General features: G+C 69.5%; 15 protein-coding genes. 8 read left to right on the top strand and 7 right to left on the bottom strand.

Annotated elements, in window-relative coordinates; genetic code table 11:
• Positions 1–144: 144 nt before the first annotated feature.
• Positions 145–1,350, bottom strand: a complete 1,206-nt coding sequence (locus AC1ROD_RS10630) for a pyridoxal phosphate-dependent aminotransferase (protein WP_492948212.1) — start codon at positions 1,348–1,350, stop codon at positions 145–147.
• 121 nt (positions 1,351–1,471) lie between these two features.
• On the opposite strand from AC1ROD_RS10630, the gene AC1ROD_RS10625 reads away from it, so the two are divergent.
• From AC1ROD_RS10625 to rodA, 7 genes are all read left to right on the top strand, one after another.
• A complete protein-coding gene (locus AC1ROD_RS10625) occupies positions 1,472–2,509 on the top strand; it encodes a hypothetical protein (protein WP_492948211.1) in 1,038 nt (345 codons plus the stop codon).
• A gap of 7 nt (positions 2,510–2,516) precedes the next feature.
• The gene (locus AC1ROD_RS10620; RefSeq protein WP_492948210.1) at positions 2,517–3,245 is read left to right on the top strand and encodes a TVP38/TMEM64 family protein; all 729 of its coding nucleotides are present in this window, start codon (positions 2,517–2,519) and stop codon (positions 3,243–3,245) included.
• Between the two features lie 317 nt (positions 3,246–3,562).
• Complete coding sequence (locus AC1ROD_RS10615; protein WP_207932273.1) at positions 3,563–4,603, top strand: rod shape-determining protein; 1,041 nt, start codon at positions 3,563–3,565, stop codon at positions 4,601–4,603.
• A gap of 161 nt (positions 4,604–4,764) precedes the next feature.
• Positions 4,765–5,883: a rod shape-determining protein MreC gene (gene mreC, locus AC1ROD_RS10610; RefSeq protein ID WP_492948209.1), complete on the top strand. Its 1,119-nt coding sequence runs from the start codon at positions 4,765–4,767 to the stop codon at positions 5,881–5,883.
• Positions 5,880–6,398: a hypothetical protein gene (locus tag AC1ROD_RS10605; protein WP_492948208.1), complete on the top strand. Its 519-nt coding sequence runs from the start codon at positions 5,880–5,882 to the stop codon at positions 6,396–6,398. Before mreC ends, AC1ROD_RS10605 begins: the two co-directional genes overlap by 4 nt.
• Positions 6,395–8,452, top strand: coding sequence for a penicillin-binding protein 2 (gene mrdA, locus AC1ROD_RS10600; protein WP_492948207.1), 2,058 nt, complete (start codon positions 6,395–6,397; stop codon positions 8,450–8,452). The genes AC1ROD_RS10605 and mrdA overlap by 4 nt, the downstream gene beginning before the upstream one ends.
• Positions 8,449–9,606: a rod shape-determining protein RodA gene (rodA, locus tag AC1ROD_RS10595; protein WP_492948206.1), complete on the top strand. Its 1,158-nt coding sequence runs from the start codon at positions 8,449–8,451 to the stop codon at positions 9,604–9,606. Before mrdA ends, rodA begins: the two co-directional genes overlap by 4 nt.
• Here the strand turns inward: rodA and AC1ROD_RS10590 are convergent.
• From AC1ROD_RS10590 to AC1ROD_RS10580, 3 genes are read right to left on the bottom strand one after another with little or no spacing between them, the layout of a single operon-like run.
• Complete coding sequence (locus AC1ROD_RS10590; protein WP_492948205.1) at positions 9,603–10,052, bottom strand: hypothetical protein; 450 nt, start codon at positions 10,050–10,052, stop codon at positions 9,603–9,605. The genes rodA and AC1ROD_RS10590 overlap by 4 nt on opposite strands.
• Before the next feature lie 10 nt (positions 10,053–10,062).
• On the bottom strand, positions 10,063–11,037 hold the full coding sequence (gene pip, locus AC1ROD_RS10585) for a prolyl aminopeptidase (protein ID WP_492948204.1): 975 nt from the start codon (positions 11,035–11,037) through the stop codon (positions 10,063–10,065).
• Positions 11,038–11,068: 31 nt separating this feature from the next.
• Entirely contained in the window at positions 11,069–11,434 is a 366-nt protein-coding gene (locus AC1ROD_RS10580) for a DUF423 domain-containing protein (RefSeq protein WP_492948203.1), read from the bottom strand.
• 101 nt (positions 11,435–11,535) lie between these two features.
• Between AC1ROD_RS10580 and AC1ROD_RS10575 the strand changes: the two genes are divergently transcribed.
• Positions 11,536–12,690, top strand: coding sequence for an MFS transporter (locus AC1ROD_RS10575; protein WP_492948202.1), 1,155 nt, complete (start codon positions 11,536–11,538; stop codon positions 12,688–12,690).
• Here AC1ROD_RS10575 and AC1ROD_RS10570 read toward each other — a convergent pair.
• The 3 genes from AC1ROD_RS10570 to AC1ROD_RS10560 all read right to left on the bottom strand — a co-directional run bounded on the left by AC1ROD_RS10570 (position 12,687) and on the right by AC1ROD_RS10560 (position 16,413).
• The gene (locus AC1ROD_RS10570) at positions 12,687–13,286 is read right to left on the bottom strand and encodes a hypothetical protein (RefSeq protein WP_492948201.1); all 600 of its coding nucleotides are present in this window, start codon (positions 13,284–13,286) and stop codon (positions 12,687–12,689) included. The two genes, AC1ROD_RS10575 and AC1ROD_RS10570, sit on opposite strands and share 4 nt — an antisense overlap.
• Before the next feature lie 140 nt (positions 13,287–13,426).
• On the bottom strand, positions 13,427–16,117 hold the full coding sequence (locus tag AC1ROD_RS10565) for a coiled-coil domain-containing protein (protein WP_492948200.1): 2,691 nt from the start codon (positions 16,115–16,117) through the stop codon (positions 13,427–13,429).
• Positions 16,118–16,230: 113 nt separating this feature from the next.
• Positions 16,231–16,413 carry a hypothetical protein gene (locus AC1ROD_RS10560; RefSeq protein ID WP_492948199.1) on the bottom strand — a complete coding sequence of 61 codons (183 nt, stop codon included), beginning with the start codon at positions 16,411–16,413 and terminating at the stop codon, positions 16,231–16,233.
• Between the last annotated feature and the right edge of the window lie 143 nt (positions 16,414–16,556).

Here is a 16,556-nt window from a genome sequence, read left to right as displayed (position 1 = left end):
CCTGCAGGCGAGAACGCGTGACGGCCCGGACGATCCTCATGGACCATTTCAGCCTCCCGACGGGGTCTTGAGTCGCCCCGTGCAAGAGACGAAGCTAATCCCGTTCAGGATGAACGCAAGCGGGGCCGATTTTGTGGCGTAAAATCAGCGAAGGCTGGCCGCGAAACGCTGAATCCGGCCGCACGCCTCTTCCAGAATGGCTTCCGAAGTCGCGTAGCTGATGCGGAAATAGGGGCTGAGGCCGAAGGCCGCGCCCTGAACCACGGCCACGCCCTCGGCCTCCAGCAGTTCGGAGGTGAAGACCTCGTCGTCGGTGATGGTCACGCCCGACGGCGTCGTCTTGCCGATCAGGCCCGCGATCGAGGGATAGACGTAGAAGGCGCCCTCGGGCGTCAGGCAGGTGACGCCCGTGGCCTGGTTCAGCATCGAGACGACCAGATCGCGGCGCTTCTCGAAGGCTTCCTTGCGCGGGGCGAGGAATTCCTGCGTGCCGTTCAGGGCCTCGACGGCGGCGAACTGGCTGATCGAGGTCGGGTTGGAGGTCGTCTGGCTGGCGACCTTGCGCATCAGATCGATCAGGGCCTTGGGGCCGCCGGCATAGCCGATGCGCCAGCCGGTCATGGCATAGGCCTTGGACACGCCGTTCACCGTCAGGGTGCGGTCGTAGAGCTTCGGCTCGACCGCAGCGATGGTGGTGTATTCGAAATCGCCGAAGGTCAGGTGCTCATACATGTCGTCCGTCAGGATCCAGACCTGCGGATGACGCAGGAGGACCTCGGCCAGGGCCTGAAGCTCGGCGCGGGTGTAGGCGGCGCCGGTCGGGTTGGACGGGGAGTTGAGGATCAGCCACTTGGTCTTCGGCGTGATCGCGGCCTCAAGCACCTCGGGACGCAGCTTGAAGCCGTCCTTCTCCTCGCCGGTCACGAAGACGGGCTCGCCCCCGGCCAGCAGGGTCATGTCGGGGTAGGAGACCCAATAGGGGGCCGGGACGATGACCTCGTCGCCCGGGTTCAGGGTGGCGACCAGGGCGTTGAAGATGACCGGCTTGCCGCCCGGAGCGACGTGGATCTGCGACACGTCATAGGTCAGGCCGTTCTCGCGCGCGAACTTGGCGCAGATGGCCTTCTTGAGCGCGGGCATGCCGTCGGCGTCGGTGTACTTCGTCTCGCCGTTGTGGATGGCGACGATGGCGGCGGCCTTGATGTTGTCCGGGGTGTCGAAGTCCGGCTCGCCGGCGCCCAGGCCGATGATGTCGCGACCGGCGGCCGCGAGAGCGCGGGCTTTCGCGCTGACCGCGATGGTGGCGGACGGCTTGACGCGGGCGAGGGCGTCGGACTGGAGCGTGGACATCGGATCCTCGTTCGAAGGGGAGTTCGCGGGAAGGGTTCCTCGGAAAGGCGGGGGCTGTTTACGGGCAGGGGCGGTCTGGTGCAAATGAAGTCCGCACCGGAGACGTCGAATGATTTTGGCTGTGCTTTTCAGCTTGGCTATTGCCGGTCAGACACCCGCGATTTCGCGCGATTGCCGCGATGACAACGGCGCCGACCGATGCGCGGCGGATCAGCAGGCCACCGTCCGGTCCAAACTGGGCGTCGCCGCGATCGAGGACGAGGCGGCGGCGGGCGTCGAGATTTATCGTGCCTTCTACGTCGACGGCTATGGCCGCGACATGCCGGTCGTCAGCTTCGAGCGTCGGCCGGGGAGCGACCCGATGGTGGTGGTGAGCGGCGCGGAAGGCCGGCGCATGTCGGCTCCCGTGTCGTCCGACGCCTGGAGCAGGGTGCGCGCCGATGCCCGGTTCGCGGATCGGGCGTTGGAGCCCGCACCAGGGTCAGCGCCGTCGGACGAGGTGTCGATCTGCCTTCATGCCTGGGTCACGACCGTCGAGATGGCCACCAGCACGCTGGACGGGCGCGGGGGCGAGCCGGTCCGGCGGCGCACCGAAAGCGCCTGCGGCTCGGGCCTGACCACCCAGTTCACCTTCGCCCTGGCGGAGGAGGCCGTGAAGGCCATCGCGCCTTGCGGCCTTCTGGACGAGACCGTTCAGAGAAACAGCGTCACCATCCTTCAGACCTGTCTGGCGCTGTCAGGGGACCGGTTCGCCGCGGCGGGCCTCATGAACCGGGTCGGGAACGGAATGCCGCGGCGGGGGCCGGATTCCGCTAGCGCGGGAAGCTGGCGGGCCTATCTGGGGACCAACGGGTCGCCTGAGCTGAGATGGAGCGGCGAGCGGGTGAAGACCGAGCGGGGCCGTGACAACAGGGTCGCCGAGTTCATCGTCGGGCAAATTCAGGCCCGCCCATCGCTTCGCGTCTGGCCGAACCGCTTTGAGGGTCATGACAGCCGGACCGCGACGGCCGAGGGCGTCGTCGCCTATTCCACCGGCGAGGGCGAGGCGGAGCAGCGGTTCGAGGCCCCCTATAGCCAGAACTGGGTCTGGGACCCTAACCTGTCCGAGTGGATGCTGGCGACCTGGACCGTCGGTGCGTTCGTCGCAGTCGAGCGTTGAGCTGACCATGCGTCCGATCCTCGATTTCTTCCTCAATATGGAGAGCAAGCGCTGGCGGGCGCTGCTGGCGACGCTGCTGCTGTTCGCGGTGATCGTGGCCCTGTTCGCGGTCGGGAAGTCGTCGCTGGGGCTCGGGCATGGGGCGGAAGGGGCCGAGGCGCGGCTGGAGGACTGGCTGGCCGGGTTCCGGAGCGGGCCCTGGGGGCTGTTCGCGGCGATCCTGCTGTTCACCCTGTCGGCCTTCCTGGGCGTGCCCCAGTTCATCCTGATCGCGGCCTGCGTGGTCGCCTTCGGGCCGTGGTTCGGATTCGCCTACAGCTGGATCGCGACCGTGGCCTCGGCGGCGGCGACCTACTGGCTGGGGCGCGGGCCGACGGCGCGGTTCGTCGAGCGGTTCGGCGGCAAGACCATGGGGCGGATGACCCGGTTCGTTGGCCAGAACGCCTTCTATGCCTCCTTCATGATCCGCAATGTGCCGTCGGCGCCCTTCATCGTCGTCAACATGGCCTTCGGCGCCGCGCGGGCGAACTTCTGGGGGTTCCTGGGCGGGTGTGCGCTGGGGGTGCTTCCAAAAACCGCACTGGTCGCCTTCTTCGGCGGATCCTTCATGACGGCGGTCAGCGGAGACGGGGTCTGGACCTCGCTGATCCTGGCCGGAGTGGCCGTCGTCTGGCTGGGTCTGATGCTGGCCGTGCGCGAGATCGTGAAGCGCCGCGAGGCCGCGCGCGGGGATTGAAAACCGTCCGGATACGACCTGTCGTCCGTATACGGTTTGAGAGGCCGGGCGGCGAACGCGGGTCGGAGAGGGAGCGGGACCTCACGGCGCCGCTTTAAGCCAAGCAGAGCCGTAACCGGGACGTGATCGATCCTCTCGCCTGAGGGGGGATCAGGACTTGTAATCGCCTTCTCATACGGGCAAACGACGCTCCAGCCGGTCAGGCGAAAGACGATCAGTATGTTGCGCGTATGGGGATGCGCGCGGCGGGGCGTCGCCAGGGCCGGTCGAACATAAAGAACGCCCTCCAGGCCCGAACCAGACGGTAACCGACCCCCATGTTTTCACACCTCTTCGGCGCGATCTCCAATGACATCGCGATGGATCTGGGCACCGCCAACACCCTTATCTACATGAAGGGCAAGGGCATTGTCCTGAACGAGCCCTCGGTTGTGGCGCTGCGCAACGTCGGCGGCCGCAAGATCGTCCATGCCGTGGGCATCGAGGCCAAGCAGATGCTGGGCCGCACGCCGGGCCATATGGAAGCCATCCGTCCGATGCGCGACGGGGTCATCGCCGACTTCGAAGTCGCCGAGGAAATGATCAAGCACTTCATCCGCAAGGTTCATAACCGCCGCGGATTCGTGAACCCGAAGATCATCGTCTGCGTGCCGTCAGGCGCCACCGCCGTCGAGCGCCGCGCGATCAACGACAGCTGCCTGAACGCCTCGGCTCGCCGCGTGGGCCTGATCGACGAGCCGATGGCCGCCGCGATCGGCGCCGGCCTGCCGATCCACGAGCCGACCGGTTCGATGGTCGTCGATATCGGCGGCGGCACGACCGAGGTCGCCGTCCTGTCGCTGTCGGGCATCGTCTATTCCAAGTCGGTCCGCGTCGGCGGCGACAAGATGGACGACTCGATCATCAGCTACATGCGTCGCAACCATAACCTGCTGATCGGCGAGACGACCGCCGAGCGCATCAAGAAGGACATCGGCACCGCCCGTATCCCGGCCGACGGCGAAGGCCTGTCGATCGAGGTCAAGGGCCGCGACCTGATGCAGGGCGTGCCGCGCGAGGTCCGCATCTCGGAGCGTCAGGCCGCCGAAGCCCTGGCTGAACCTGTCTCGCAGATCATCGACGCCGTGAAGGTGGCCCTGGAAGCGACGCCGCCGGAACTGGCCGCCGACATCGCCGACAAGGGCATCATGCTGACGGGCGGCGGGGCCCTGCTGCGCGGCCTGGACGCGGAAATCCGCGACCACACGGGCTTGCCGGTCTCGGTCGCCGACGATCCGCTGTCGTGCGTGGCCATCGGCTGCGGTCGCGTTCTGGAACATCCGCGCTGGATGAAGGGCGTGCTCGACTCGGCCCTGTAAGGCGGTCGAAAAGCCAAAGGCGGGGAGGCGGGCCAGCTTGGCTGCAAATCCCCGCCGTCCCGGTGTTTTCACCGGTTTCCATCTGGTCTGTATTTTGCAATAGGCTGCGGCAGCAGCGGGGGGCGTCCCGCTGATTCTGACCCCTTACCGGAAAGGCTGCCGTGGCGTTTCGCGACGGACCGTTCGAGAATATCAAGGTGCCGCTGGCCTGGACCGCCGCGGCCACGGTCGTCCTTGCCGTGGTCGTGTCGCTGTTCCTGATCGTCAGCGACCGGCGCGATGTGCGCGATCACGACAACTACACGCCCGTGCGGGCGGGTTTCGACGCCGTCCTCGGGCCGGTCAGCGGCGTGCTGGCGGCGCCCGTGCGCTGGGCCGGGGCCCTGTCGGACGGGGTGAAGGGCTATTTCTTCGCCGTTTCGGAAAACCGCCGGCTGAAGGCCGAGGTCGCCGAGCTGCAGCCCTGGCGCGACCAGGCCATCGCCCTCAAGAACGTCAACGCCCGCTATGAGGCCATGCTGGGCCTCCGCACCGAACCGCCGGTGGCCATGGTCACGGCGCGCTCGGTCTCGGACGCGCGCGGTCCCTTCGTCAACGCCCGCCTGATCGACGCCGGTTCGTCCAAGGGCGTGCGCATCGGTAATCCCGTCATCAATGAACACGGCCTGGTCGGCCGCATCGTCGGCACGACCGGCGGCATCAGCCGGATGCTGCTGCTGACTGATGTCGCCAGCCGTACGCCCGTGCTGATCGACCGCACCGACGCCCGCGCCATGCTGACCGGCGACGGCAGCGGCAATCCGCGTCTGGAATACATCCGCGGCGTCGGTTCGCTTCAGGCCGGCGACCGGGTGCTGAGCTCCGGCGACGGCGGCGGCTTCCCGCGCGGCGTGCCGATCGGGGTCGCGGCCAAGGGCATCGACGGCTCGTGGCGGGTCAAGCTGTTCAGCGACCGGGGCGCCATCGACTTCGTGCGGGTGCTGCTGTTCCAGGACTTCGGTCAGTTGGTGAACCCCGACGCGCTCAACGCCGCCCCCCTGGCCGGTCTGGCCACCGCCCCGGCGCCCAGCGCGGCCGAGACCGCCGCCATCGGTGACGCCGCCGCCCGCCGGGCCGCCGCCGCCACGGCCGCCGCCGAACGCGCCCGCAGGGCCGCCGAGACGCCCGCGCCCGCCGCCCCGGCCGCTGCGAGGCCGACCGCTCCGGCCGCTCCTCGCCCACAGACCGCGCCGCCGCCCGCGACCACCCCGCCGCCGACCACGCCCGGAGGCGCGCTGTGAAACGCCCCGCCGCGGTCCGTGTCGTCGGCCCTGTGGAGTGGATCCTCTACCCCGCACTGGCGGTCATTGCCGCCACCCTCCTGTTCGCCGTCCCGGTCGAGCTGTTCGGGCTGAAACTGCCCGAGCCGGTCCTGCCGATGATGCTGGCCTTCGCCTGGCCTCTGGTGCGGCCGTCGATGATCGCGCCGGTCGCCCTGTTCTTCGTCGGCCTGTTCATCGACCTGCTGTGGGGCGGCATGCTGGGCGTCTGGCCCCTGAGCCTGCTGGCCGTCTATGGCGTGGTGCTGCTGTCGCGCAACCTGCTGGCGGGGCAGGAGACCCAGGTGCTGTTCGTCTGGTACGGCTGCTGCACCCTGCTGGCCTTCTTCCTGACCTATCTGATCGTCAGTCTGGACGCCGTGAACGCGCCGAGCATCCTGGCGCTGCTGGGCCAGATGATCCCGACCTTGCTTCTGTTTCCCGTCGCCAACTGGATGATCCAGCGCTTCGATGACGGTGACACCCGTTTCCGATGAGCAGCGAACCCTCGATCTTCTTTTCGGACGTCAATGAGCGGCAGGGCTCGTTCCTGCGCCGCACATTCATCGTCGGCGGTCTGACGGCGCTGGGCATCGGCGCCCTGGGCACGCGTCTGGGCCAGCTGCAGGTCGTCCAGGCCAAGGAATACGCGACCCTCGCGACCAACAACCAGTTCAACTTCCGTCTGGTCCCGCCGCCGCGTGGGCGCATCCTGGACCGCAACGGCGTGGTCATCGCCGGCAACCGGCCGAGCTTCCGCGTCCTTGTCGTGCGCGACGAGACCAAGGACCTGGACCAGACGCTGGACCTGCTGGGCCGGCTGCTGCCCGACACCGTCGACCGCCGCCGGACCATCATCCGCGAGGTCAACGCCGCGCGTCCCTCGTCCCCCGTGCCGGTCAAGAGCGACCTGAGCTGGGAAGAGTTCGCCAAGGTCAATCTGTACGCCCCTGAACTGCCTGGCGTGATGGCCGACATGAACGAGGCGCGGTTCTATCCGTACGGCGGCGCCTTCGCCCACGTCATCGGCTATGTGGCCAAGGTCACCGACCGCGACATCGAGGCGATCAAGAAGCGCGGCGAGACCCCGCCCGAGATCCTGTACAATCCCGGCTTCCGCATCGGCCGTTCGGGCGTGGAGAAGGCGCTGGACGCCGATCTGCGCGGCGAGGCGGGCGGCACCCGGGTCGAGGTCGACGCCCACGGCCGGGTCGTGGCCACCGACGTCGGCGGCTCCAAGCCCGCGGTCAACGGCAAGGACGTGGTCCTGACCCTGGACTTCGACGTTCAGAACCGGGCGCTGGAAGTGTTCGGCGAGGAAAGCGGCGGCTGCGTCGCCATGGACGTCCGCAACGGCGACATCCTGTGCATGGTCTCGGCGCCCTCGTTCGATCCGAACCTGTTCGTCGGCGGCGTGCCGGGGCCGATCTATCGCGCCCTGTCCGACTATGAGCGCAAGCCGCTGCTGGACAAGGCGATTGGCGGGGTCTTCCACCCGGGCTCGACCTTCAAGCTGACGACGTCGCTGGCCCTGCTGGAGGCCGGGGTCGATCCGACCGAGCGGGTGACCTGCACCGGCGGCTATCGCTACGGCAACCGGGTGTTCCGCTGCTGGGAGCACCGCGGTCACGGCCCGCAGAACATGCACGACGCCATCAAGAACTCGTGCGACGTCTATTTCTACCACATGTGCAACCGCGCCGGGGTCGACAAGATCCAGGACACGGCCAAGAAGATCGGCTTCATGCAGACCTACGACATCGGGGTCGGCAACCAGAAGACGGGCTCCATCCCCAGCCAGGCGTGGAAGGCCAACTACAACAAGAACAACCCGAATCCGGAGTCCCGGGTGTGGTTCCCGGGGGAGACCCTGTCGGTGGCGATCGGACAGGGGGACGTGAACGTCACCGCCCTGCAACTGGCCGTCATGACCTCGCGCTTCGCCAATGCGCGCAAGGCCCTGGTGCCCCGGCTGATCAAGTCGGTGGGCGGAGTGGACCGGCCCTCCGGCGCGGAAGTGCCCGATCTGCCGTTCTCGCGCGAGCATCTCGAGATCGTGCGTCAGGGCATGGTCGCCGTGGCCAACGACGTGTCCGGCGGCGCCTATCGCCAGTCCCAGCTGGGCCTCGGCGACATCCAGATGGCCGGCAAGACCGGGACGGCCCAGGTGCGCAGCTATGGCACCGGATCGCGCAAGTCCAACGTCTGGGCGCTGAAGGACCACAACCTGTTCGTGGCCTTCGCACCGGTTGACGAGCCGCGCTACGCCGTCGCCCTGATCGTCGAGCACGGGGGCAAGGGCGGGGCCACGGCCGCCGCGCCGCGCGCGCGCGAGATCATGCGCACCATCCTGCTCAAGGACCCCGAGATGCGCGCCCGTATCGAGCGGCCGCTGCCGCCGGCGCCGGTCGGGCCCGAGCCCGCCGCCGAAGAGGACTTCGGCGCGGCGCCCGAGCCGGAGATCATCGACAACGCCCCGGCGTCGACGCCGGCGCCGACGCCCGCGGCCCCCGCGCCGTCCGGCCCGCGTCCCTATCAGGCCCCGCAATGACCGCTTCCGCCCTGACCCGTCCCGGCGAACGCGACCGGATCTCGACCAAGATCGGCGAGATCGACTGGCGGTTCATCGCCCTGCTGTGCGTCGTCGCCGGCGCGGGCGGCGCCATGCTGTTCTCGGTCGCCGGCGGCTCGTGGGAGCCCTGGGCCGCCAAGCACCTGATCCGCTTCTTCGGCCTTCTGGTGGTGCTGCTGGCCCTGTCGATGGTCAATCTGAGGATCTGGTTCGGCGCCTCCTACATCGTCTATGGCGTGGCCCTGCTGCTGCTGATGCTGATCGAGGTGCCGGGGCTGGGCTATACGGCCATGGGCGCCACGCGCTGGCTGAACCTGGGCTTCACCCGGATCCAGCCGTCCGAGATCATGAAGATCGGCGTCGTTCTGGCCCTGGCGCGCTGGTATCACGGGGCCTCGGCCCAGGACGCCAAGTTCAGCTGGAAGCTGATCTTCCCGGTCGGGATCATCGGCGTGCCCTTCCTGCTGGTCGCGCACCAGCCCGACCTGGGCACGGCCATGCTGATCGGCCTGACGGGGGCGGCGATGATGTTCATGGCCGGTCTGGACTGGAAGGTCATCGCGGCGGCGGCGGCGGCGGCCGTGGCCGGGGTGGTACCCTACATCATGTTCGGGATGCACGACTATCAGCGCAACCGGATCCTGACCTTCCTGAACCCCGAGGGCGATCCCAGCGGCAACGGCTATCACATCGTCCAGTCGAAGATCGCGCTCGGCTCCGGCGGCCTGCTGGGCAAGGGCTTCGGCCTGGGCAGCCAGAGCCAGCTGGAGTTCCTGCCCGAGAAGCAGACCGACTTCATCTTCGCGGCCGTGTCCGAGGAGTTCGGCTTCGTCGGCTCGATCACCCTCCTGCTCTGCTACGCCGGCATCATCCTGATCGCCCTGCGCATCGCCTCCCTGTCGCACAGCCATTTCGGGCGGATGGCGTCGGCGGGAGTGACCTCGACCTTCGCCCTCTATGTCCTGATCAACGGGGCGATGGTGATGGGTCTGGCGCCGGTCGTGGGCGTGCCCATGCCGCTGCTGTCCTACGGCGGCACCGTGATGCTGACAGTGATGATCGGCTTCGGCCTGGTGATGGCCACGCGCGTGCACCGCTACGCCGAACTGCCCAAGGGGCATGGGCTGATCTAGAGCTTCGCGCGGGCGGCCTTGAGCTTCGCCAGGAGCGACCTGCGCGCTTTGGCCTGTGAGCCGGCCAGCGTTTTCGCCTCGGCCTCCAGAGCGGCGCGACGGCCGTCGATGGCTTCGGTTTCCGCGGCCTGATCCCGGTCGAGGGTTTCAAGATCGGCCTCAAGCGCCTTCACGGCCTGTCGCGCCTTGTCGGAGACGGGTTTCGCTTTCGGCTTCGCGGCCTTGCTGATCTTGCCGACATCGATCGAGAGACCGCGCTGGATGACCTCGCCGGGCGACTGGATCGCGGCATCGTAGTCGGGCCCGGAGGTGAGCTCCGAGGCCAGTCCGTCCTTGAAGATGTCGCGCTCCATGCCCCAGGCGGCCAATGCCCTGGGGCGGGAGGAGGCGGCGACGGTGAAGGCGTGGAAGCCGTCGGCCCAGGTGAAGACCTTCAGCTTGGCCACCACATCGTTCCTAAAGCGTCGAGGCCCAGTCGGTGGCGCGGATCAGGCTGTCGATGATGCCGGGTTCGGACGAGGCGTGGCCGGCGTCGGGGACGATGTCCAGCTTCGCTTCCGGCCAGGCGCGGTGCAGGGACCAGGCGCCCGAGATGGGGGTGACCACGTCGAAGCGGCCCTGGGCGATCCAGCAGGGGATGTGGCGGATACGGCCGATGTTCTCGATCAGCCAGTTCTCCGACGGGAAGAAGCCGCCGTTGACGAAGTACCAGCATTCGATGCGGGCGAAGGCGAGGGCGAAGTCGGGCTCGGCGAACTTGTCGGGACGGGCCGAGGGGCCCTCGACGCTGACGGTCTCGCCTTCCCAGCTGGACCAGGCGACGGCGCAGGCCTCGCGCTCGGCCTTGTCGTCGCCGGTGAGGCGTTTGAAATAGGCGCTCATCAGGTCGCCGCGCTCGGCCTCCGGGATGGGAGCCACGAACCGCTCCCAGGCGTCCGGGAAGATCATCGAGGCGCCGTCCTGGTAGAACCAGTGCAGCTCCTTCTTCGTCAGCAGGAAGATGCCGCGCAGGATCAGGCTCTCGACCCGCTCCGGGTGGGTGATGGCGTAGGCCATCGACAGGGTGGAGCCCCAGGAGCCGCCGAACACCGACCACTTCTCGATGCCGCAGCGTTCGCGCAGGCGCTCGATGTCCTCGATCAGGGTCCAGGTGGTGTTGTCATCGAGCGAGGCGTTGGGGCGCGACCGTCCGCAGCCGCGCTGGTCGAACAGGACGATGCGGTATTTGGCCGGGTCGAAGTAGCGGCGCATGCCCGGGTTGACGGCTCCGCCGGGGCCGCCGTGCAGGACCACGACCGGCTTGCCCTGCGGGTTGCCGCATTCCTCGTAATAGATTTCGTGCTCGGTCCCCGTGCTCATCCAGCCCGAGGCGAAGGGCTCGATCTCCGGATAGAGGTCGCGTCGGGGAGCGTCGGGGATCGTGAAGGCCATGGGTAGGAAAAACGCTTTCGGTTCTACGATTTCAGGCGTTGGAAGAGGTCTTCCGCAATGCGGCAAAGGCGAGCAAAAGCCAACCCGCAATCATCAGAACACCGCCGATCGGGGCGACCGCGCCCATGGCCGACATGCTGAGCAGGGCGATGAAGGCGAGCGCCAGGCAGAAGACCAGACCGCCGGTCGCGGCCAGCCAGCCGCCGGTCACCGCCAGCTTCTCTCCCCAGATCGCGCAGGCGACGGCCAGGACGGCGTGGACCAGCTGGTAGTGGGCGCCGGTAGTCAGCAGGGTCTTGACCGCCGGACCGGCGCCGTGGGCGGCGAAGGCGCCGACCAGCACGGCCATGGCCCCGTTGAAGGCGGCGTAGACGACGAGGTTGCGATTCAGGTTCATGTGATCACGCTAGCCCACAGACCGCGCTCCGTCTGCTATCGGGGCGCATGAATTCGGCCGCTGAGTCTTTACCGCCACCTCCCGCCGGTTCCGCCTGGCGGATGGGGCTTCAGTATGTGCTGCTGTTCGGGGCCAACGGGGTCAGTTTGCCGTTCGCCGGGCTGTGGTTCCACGCCCAGGGGCTGGACGGGGCCGAGATCGGCGCCCTGTTCGCCGCGCCGATGCTGGGGCGGCTGGTGACGGGACCGGCGATCGCCCTTTGGGCCGACGGGTTCCGGTATCGCAGGACCGCCATCGCCTTCCTGGCCCTGATCTCGGCGGCGGCCTATGCGGCAACGGGGCTGGTCGAGGGCTTCTGGCTGTGGGCCCTGCTGTGGTTCGTGGCGGCGACGGCCTTCGGATCGATCATCCCGCTCAGCGACGTCATGACCCTGAGGCTGGCGCGGCGGGCGGGCTTTACCTTCTCGGTGCCGCGCGGCTTCGGCTCGGCCTCCTTCGTCGGGGCCAATGTGTTGATGGGCGCGCTGCTGGTGAAGGCGCCGGTGGATGTGGTGCTGGTCTGGTGCGTCGTCGCCGGGATCGCCATGGCCGTCTGTGCCCGCTGGATCCTGCCCGCCGAGCCGGTCGCCGACACGCCGGTGGGGGAGGCCGAGCCCGCCAAAGGCTGGGCGCGGTTCGCGGGGATGGGGCGGCTGCTCCGGAACCGGACCTTCATGACCGCCATCTTCGCGGTCGGCTGCGTCCAGGCGGCCCACGCTTTCTACTACGGCTTCTCGGCCATCGCCTGGAAGGCGCAGGGCATCCCCGAGAATATGACCGGCCTGCTGTGGGCCGCGTCGGTCGTGGTCGAGATCGGCTTCATGTGGTGGGGCGAGCCGTGGCGGCGCAAACGCGGGATCGGGCCGCTGACGGTGCTGGCGGTGGGGGCAGGCGCGGCGATGCTGCGCTGGACGGCCCTGGCCTTCGCCCCGCCGCTGTGGCTGCTGTGGCCCCTGCAGACCCTGCATGCGCTTAGCTTCGCCGCCACCTATCTGGCCGGGGTTCAGCTGGTCGAGCGGTTGAGCCCGCCGGGCAGCCAGACGGTGGCCCAGACCCTGAGTTCGGTGCTGTCGGCCGGGGTGCTGATCGGGCTGGCGACCCTGGCGGCGGGGCCGCTGTACGACGCCTTTGGAGTGAAGGGCTATCTGGCCATGACGGCGATGGCCGCGGTCGGGGCGCTGGCGGCGTTCAGTCTGGCGCGGCGGCTGAATGCCTAGTTCGGGCGCGCTCTGGGCAGGGGCGACAGGCTGCGGGCCATGGCGGCGGCGGCGGCCTTGACGCCCTTCTGGACGGCCTCGTCCGGGATGTCCGTGGGAGCGCGCAGCAGACCGATGGCGGGCACGTCGGCGTCGTCGGGCAGGCTGGTCAGGATACTGTAGAGCAGGAAGCTGCCGACATCGTCCTCGCCTTCGGAACTGGCGTCGGCGCTGAGGCCGGCGGCGTTCAGGGCGCGAACCATGTCGGCGACGGGGGCCGTGGCGCGGGCCATGGCGGGGCCGGTGTGGGACAGTTTGGCGCCGCCCGACAGGGCGCGGTTCTCAGCCCGCATCTGCACGCGGAAGCCGCCGCTGCGATGGGTGCGGCCGACCAGAAGGATGGCGCGGCACGACGGATCGCGCAGGCTGTGGCTCAGGGTCGCGACCAGCTGGTCAGGGTCATCGGCCGGGATGGCGACGGTGCGGGCGCCGTTGGGGTTCCAGGGCTGGCCGGACAGGTCCTCGACCGGATCCCAGGCCATGTCGTCCGCGTCCCAGGCGCAGATGACGATAGCGGGCCGGCGGTCGGGCGTTTTCTCGGCGATGGTGTCGAGCATGGACCCTACTGGAGCGTGTGACGAAGACGTGACAGGCACCGGCAGGTGTCGGCATGCGGATGATTTCGTCAAGTCTTAATGCGCCGGATTCCGGACACACTTCTCGCAATAACGCCGGTCTTCGCCTGTCGGGCGAAAGCCTAGCCGAGGTCGCCGACGGCGGCGTCCAGCAACATGAAGGCCCGGCCTGCGTCGGTCGCCAGCGCGGACAGAACCCCCGGCGCGTCGCCCGACCGGGCGGCCCCGGCCAGCTTCTGGGCATAGGCGCGGACATAGCGTTCGGCGTCGGACTTCAGCTCGGGATCGCTCATCACGCGGCGGGAGACGCTGCGCACGGCGGCGGGGGCGACGCGGCGGACGATCTGGCGGGCGCGGTCCGGATCGCGGCCGGCGAAGGCCTCGGCGGCCTCTTCCACGCGCGAACGGGGCAGGAGGGCGTTGGGATCGACGCCCATACGGCGGATGGCGGCGGTGATCCGGTCGGACATGGCGTCGGCGTCCGAGGGCATGATCGGCTGGTCGAGGTCCATCGGCTCGGCGGGCGGCGGGCTGGCGCCGTCATTGACCAGATCGGACCAGTCGAGGGCCGGGGCCTGGGAGGGCGCCGGCGGGGCCGAGCGGCGGGTAGCCTCTTCCGTCGGCTCAAGACGCAGACGGCCGCGCAGGCCGAAGCCGCGGTCCTCGGCCTGAGCCACGCGGGCCTCCGGCGCGGGCGAGGGTTCGCGGCGGCGCGATGCGGTCGGCTCGCCCGAGACCACGCCCATCAGGCGCACGGCCTCGGTCAGCATGTCGTAGTTGCGGCGGACGCGCTCCTGGAAGCCGACGTCGAGGGCCTCGGTGTCCTCGGCGGCCTTGCGCGAGGCGGCGGCCAGGGCGGCCAGACCTTCCTCGACGGTGGCGCGGACGTCCTCGGCGCGGGCGCGGGCCTCGTCAGGCAGGCGGGCGGCCCGTTCGTCGAGGTCGGTGATCGAGGCGTCGACCTCGCCCAGGGCCTTGATCATGCGGTCCATGGTGCGTTCGAGCTTCTCGATCGCATTGACGCCGGCCTCATCGACCATGGCGGCGGTCTCGGTGACGATACGGCGCGCGCCCTCGATGCGGCTGTCGGCGGCGTTGTCGGCCTTCTGGGCGGCGTCGAACAGGGCCTCGCCGAGGCGGTCGGCGCGGATCTGGGCCTGGGAGGCGGCGTCCGCGGCAGCGATGCGGCTGTCCTCGGCGGTGGCGGTGAGGGCGGCCAGGGCCCGGCGGGTCTCCTCGACCAGGGTGTCGCGGGCCTCGGCGGCGAGGGCCTCGAAGCGGTCCAGCGAGACCTTGGTGGCGGCGTCGAAGCTGTCGGCCTCGCGCTGGGACATGTCGACGAGGGCGCGGAACTGGTCGGTGGCGGCCTCGACCAGATCCTTGATCGACTCGGCGGACCGGACGGAGGTTTCGCCGAGGTCGCCGTGGGCGGTGCGGGCGGCGTCGAGCTGTTCGGTCAGCTGGGCGCGCTGGCTCTCGACCTGGGCGGAGAAGTCCTCCTGATCGGTGCGGAGCGCATAGGCGGCGGTGACCAGGGCGGCGCGCTGCTGGCCCAGGCCTTCCTCGACCGACTGGATCTGTTCGGCGACGCCGGCGCCGGTGTTCTCGAGGCGCAGGGTCTGGCGGGCGAGGTCGTCGGCGGCCAGGCGGGCGGCGTCCTGGGCCTCGCCGGCGGCGGCGGCCAGATCGGCGGCGCGAGCGGCCAGGGCGGCCTCAGCCTCGCGCAACTGGGTCTGGGCCAGATCGGAGGCGTCGACGATCATGCGCGACTGGCGCTCGACCGCGTCCAGCACCCCGGCGGACTGGGTGTCGAGCTGCAGGCCGAGGGTCTGCATCCCCTCGCGCTCGCGGCCCAGCTGTTCGGACAGGCGCCGCGCGGTGCGGCCGGCGGTCTCGGCGGCCTCGTTCAGGCGGTTGGTCTCCTGCACCAGCACTTCGCGGAGCAGGGCCATGTCGTTGCGGGCGCGCTCGGCGGCCAGGGCGGCCTGATCGATGTCGTTGCGCAGGGTCAGCAGGACCTGACCGGTCTGCTGGGCGGCCAAGGCCGTCGGGGCGACGAGCGCTTCGGCCAGGCCGCGCGCGCGGCGGGTCTCGGCGGCCAGACCGGCGCCCTGACGCACGGCGTGGGCCAGCATGACGGCGAGGCCGGCCGGGGCCAGGGCGATCAGGGCGTAGAGGGCCAGACGCAGGGGATCGAGCGCCGCGGCGCCCGAACCGACCTCGAAGGCGGCCCAGGAGGCGACGCCGCCGACCCACAGGGCCGAGGCGACCCCGGCCAGCAGATAGGCGTAACGGCCCGAGGGCGCGGCCTCGAACAGGCGCGTCATGGTCGCGGCGGTCGTCGGAGTCTCGGTGTCAGGATCGGCGCGCGGCGCGGGCGGGCTCGCCACGGTGGCGGGCGGGGCTTCGGCGCTCTCGGCGAACGGAGCGGGCGCGAAGTCGGGGGTGACCAGGGGCTCGGCCGTTTCAGCCGTGGCGGCGGGCTCGGGCGCGAAGTCGGGCAGGGGCGGCAGGGGCTCTTCAGCGACGCGGGCGCGGGCGGCCAGGGTCTCTGCGCGGGCGGCGGCGCGGAGCTCGGCCTGACGCTGCTCCTCCAGCAGGCGACGGCGGCGGCGTTCGGAGATGGGGCGGTCGATCACCAGCGGGGCTTCGGCCTCGACGGGGACCTCTTCGGCGAACAGGGCCTCGTCCTGCATCTGCGTCTGATCGTCGGCTGCGGCCTCTGCTTCAACCGGGGTTTCGCCGGGCGTCGTCGCGGGGTCCTCGATCGCGGGTTCGGGGAGATTGAGCGGCGGCCGTTGGCGGGATTTCATCAGGCGTAGGTCTCGGTCTGGCGACCTGAGGGCCGGGCGCGGCGCAGCAGGCCACGCAACCCTAACGGCTCAGGACGCGTCCGCAAAGACGAGTCGTCTCATAGACCCGTGATTCAGCAGTGTTCGGACGGAGACGCGATGGCGCCGCTGCGCGCGGGAGCCTGCGGGCAGTCGACGACGCGGTGGACTTCACGTTCCGGGGCGCTGGGGCGGTGCAGATCGACGCCGAACTGCGACAGGGCCGCGGCGGCCAACAGGGCGATGAAACCGGCGATCAGATCGATCAAAGCCTGCAACTCACCCTCCCGTCTCTCGCGTCCAGAACCAGCGACGCTTCTATGCTCCCAAAACCGTGTTCAGACAAGCTGACCGCCGGTCTCCATTGACCAATCCCCGGCGAGCGTGGAACGGAAGACACAGGCGTGGCCTTACAGCGGGA

Source organism: Brevundimonas sp. GW821-FHT12E07 (genome assembly GCF_058807035.1).
The sequence above is the reverse complement of the archived record's forward strand: the minus strand, read 5'-3'. Positions and strand labels throughout refer to the sequence as shown.

What these genes read in the sequence shown, in the direction of transcription:
- AC1ROD_RS10630 (WP_492948212.1), bottom strand. Translation starts at nt 1,350, where the DNA reads ATGTCCACGCTCCAGTCCGACGCCCTCGCCCGCGTCAAGCCGTCCGCC.
- AC1ROD_RS10620 (WP_492948210.1), top strand. Translation starts at nt 2,517, where the DNA reads ATGCGTCCGATCCTCGATTTCTTCCTCAATATGGAGAGCAAGCGCTGG.
- AC1ROD_RS10580 (WP_492948203.1), bottom strand. Translation starts at nt 11,434, where the DNA reads ATGAACCTGAATCGCAACCTCGTCGTCTACGCCGCCTTCAACGGGGCC.
- AC1ROD_RS10565 (WP_492948200.1), bottom strand. Translation starts at nt 16,117, where the DNA reads ATGAAATCCCGCCAACGGCCGCCGCTCAATCTCCCCGAACCCGCGATC.
- AC1ROD_RS10575 (WP_492948202.1), top strand. Translation starts at nt 11,536, where the DNA reads ATGGGGCTTCAGTATGTGCTGCTGTTCGGGGCCAACGGGGTCAGTTTG.
- pip (WP_492948204.1), bottom strand. Translation starts at nt 11,037, where the DNA reads ATGGCCTTCACGATCCCCGACGCTCCCCGACGCGACCTCTATCCGGAG.
- rodA (WP_492948206.1), top strand. Translation starts at nt 8,449, where the DNA reads ATGACCGCTTCCGCCCTGACCCGTCCCGGCGAACGCGACCGGATCTCG.
- AC1ROD_RS10570 (WP_492948201.1), bottom strand. Translation starts at nt 13,286, where the DNA reads ATGCTCGACACCATCGCCGAGAAAACGCCCGACCGCCGGCCCGCTATC.
- AC1ROD_RS10615 (WP_207932273.1), top strand. Translation starts at nt 3,563, where the DNA reads ATGTTTTCACACCTCTTCGGCGCGATCTCCAATGACATCGCGATGGAT.
- mrdA (WP_492948207.1), top strand. Translation starts at nt 6,395, where the DNA reads ATGAGCAGCGAACCCTCGATCTTCTTTTCGGACGTCAATGAGCGGCAG.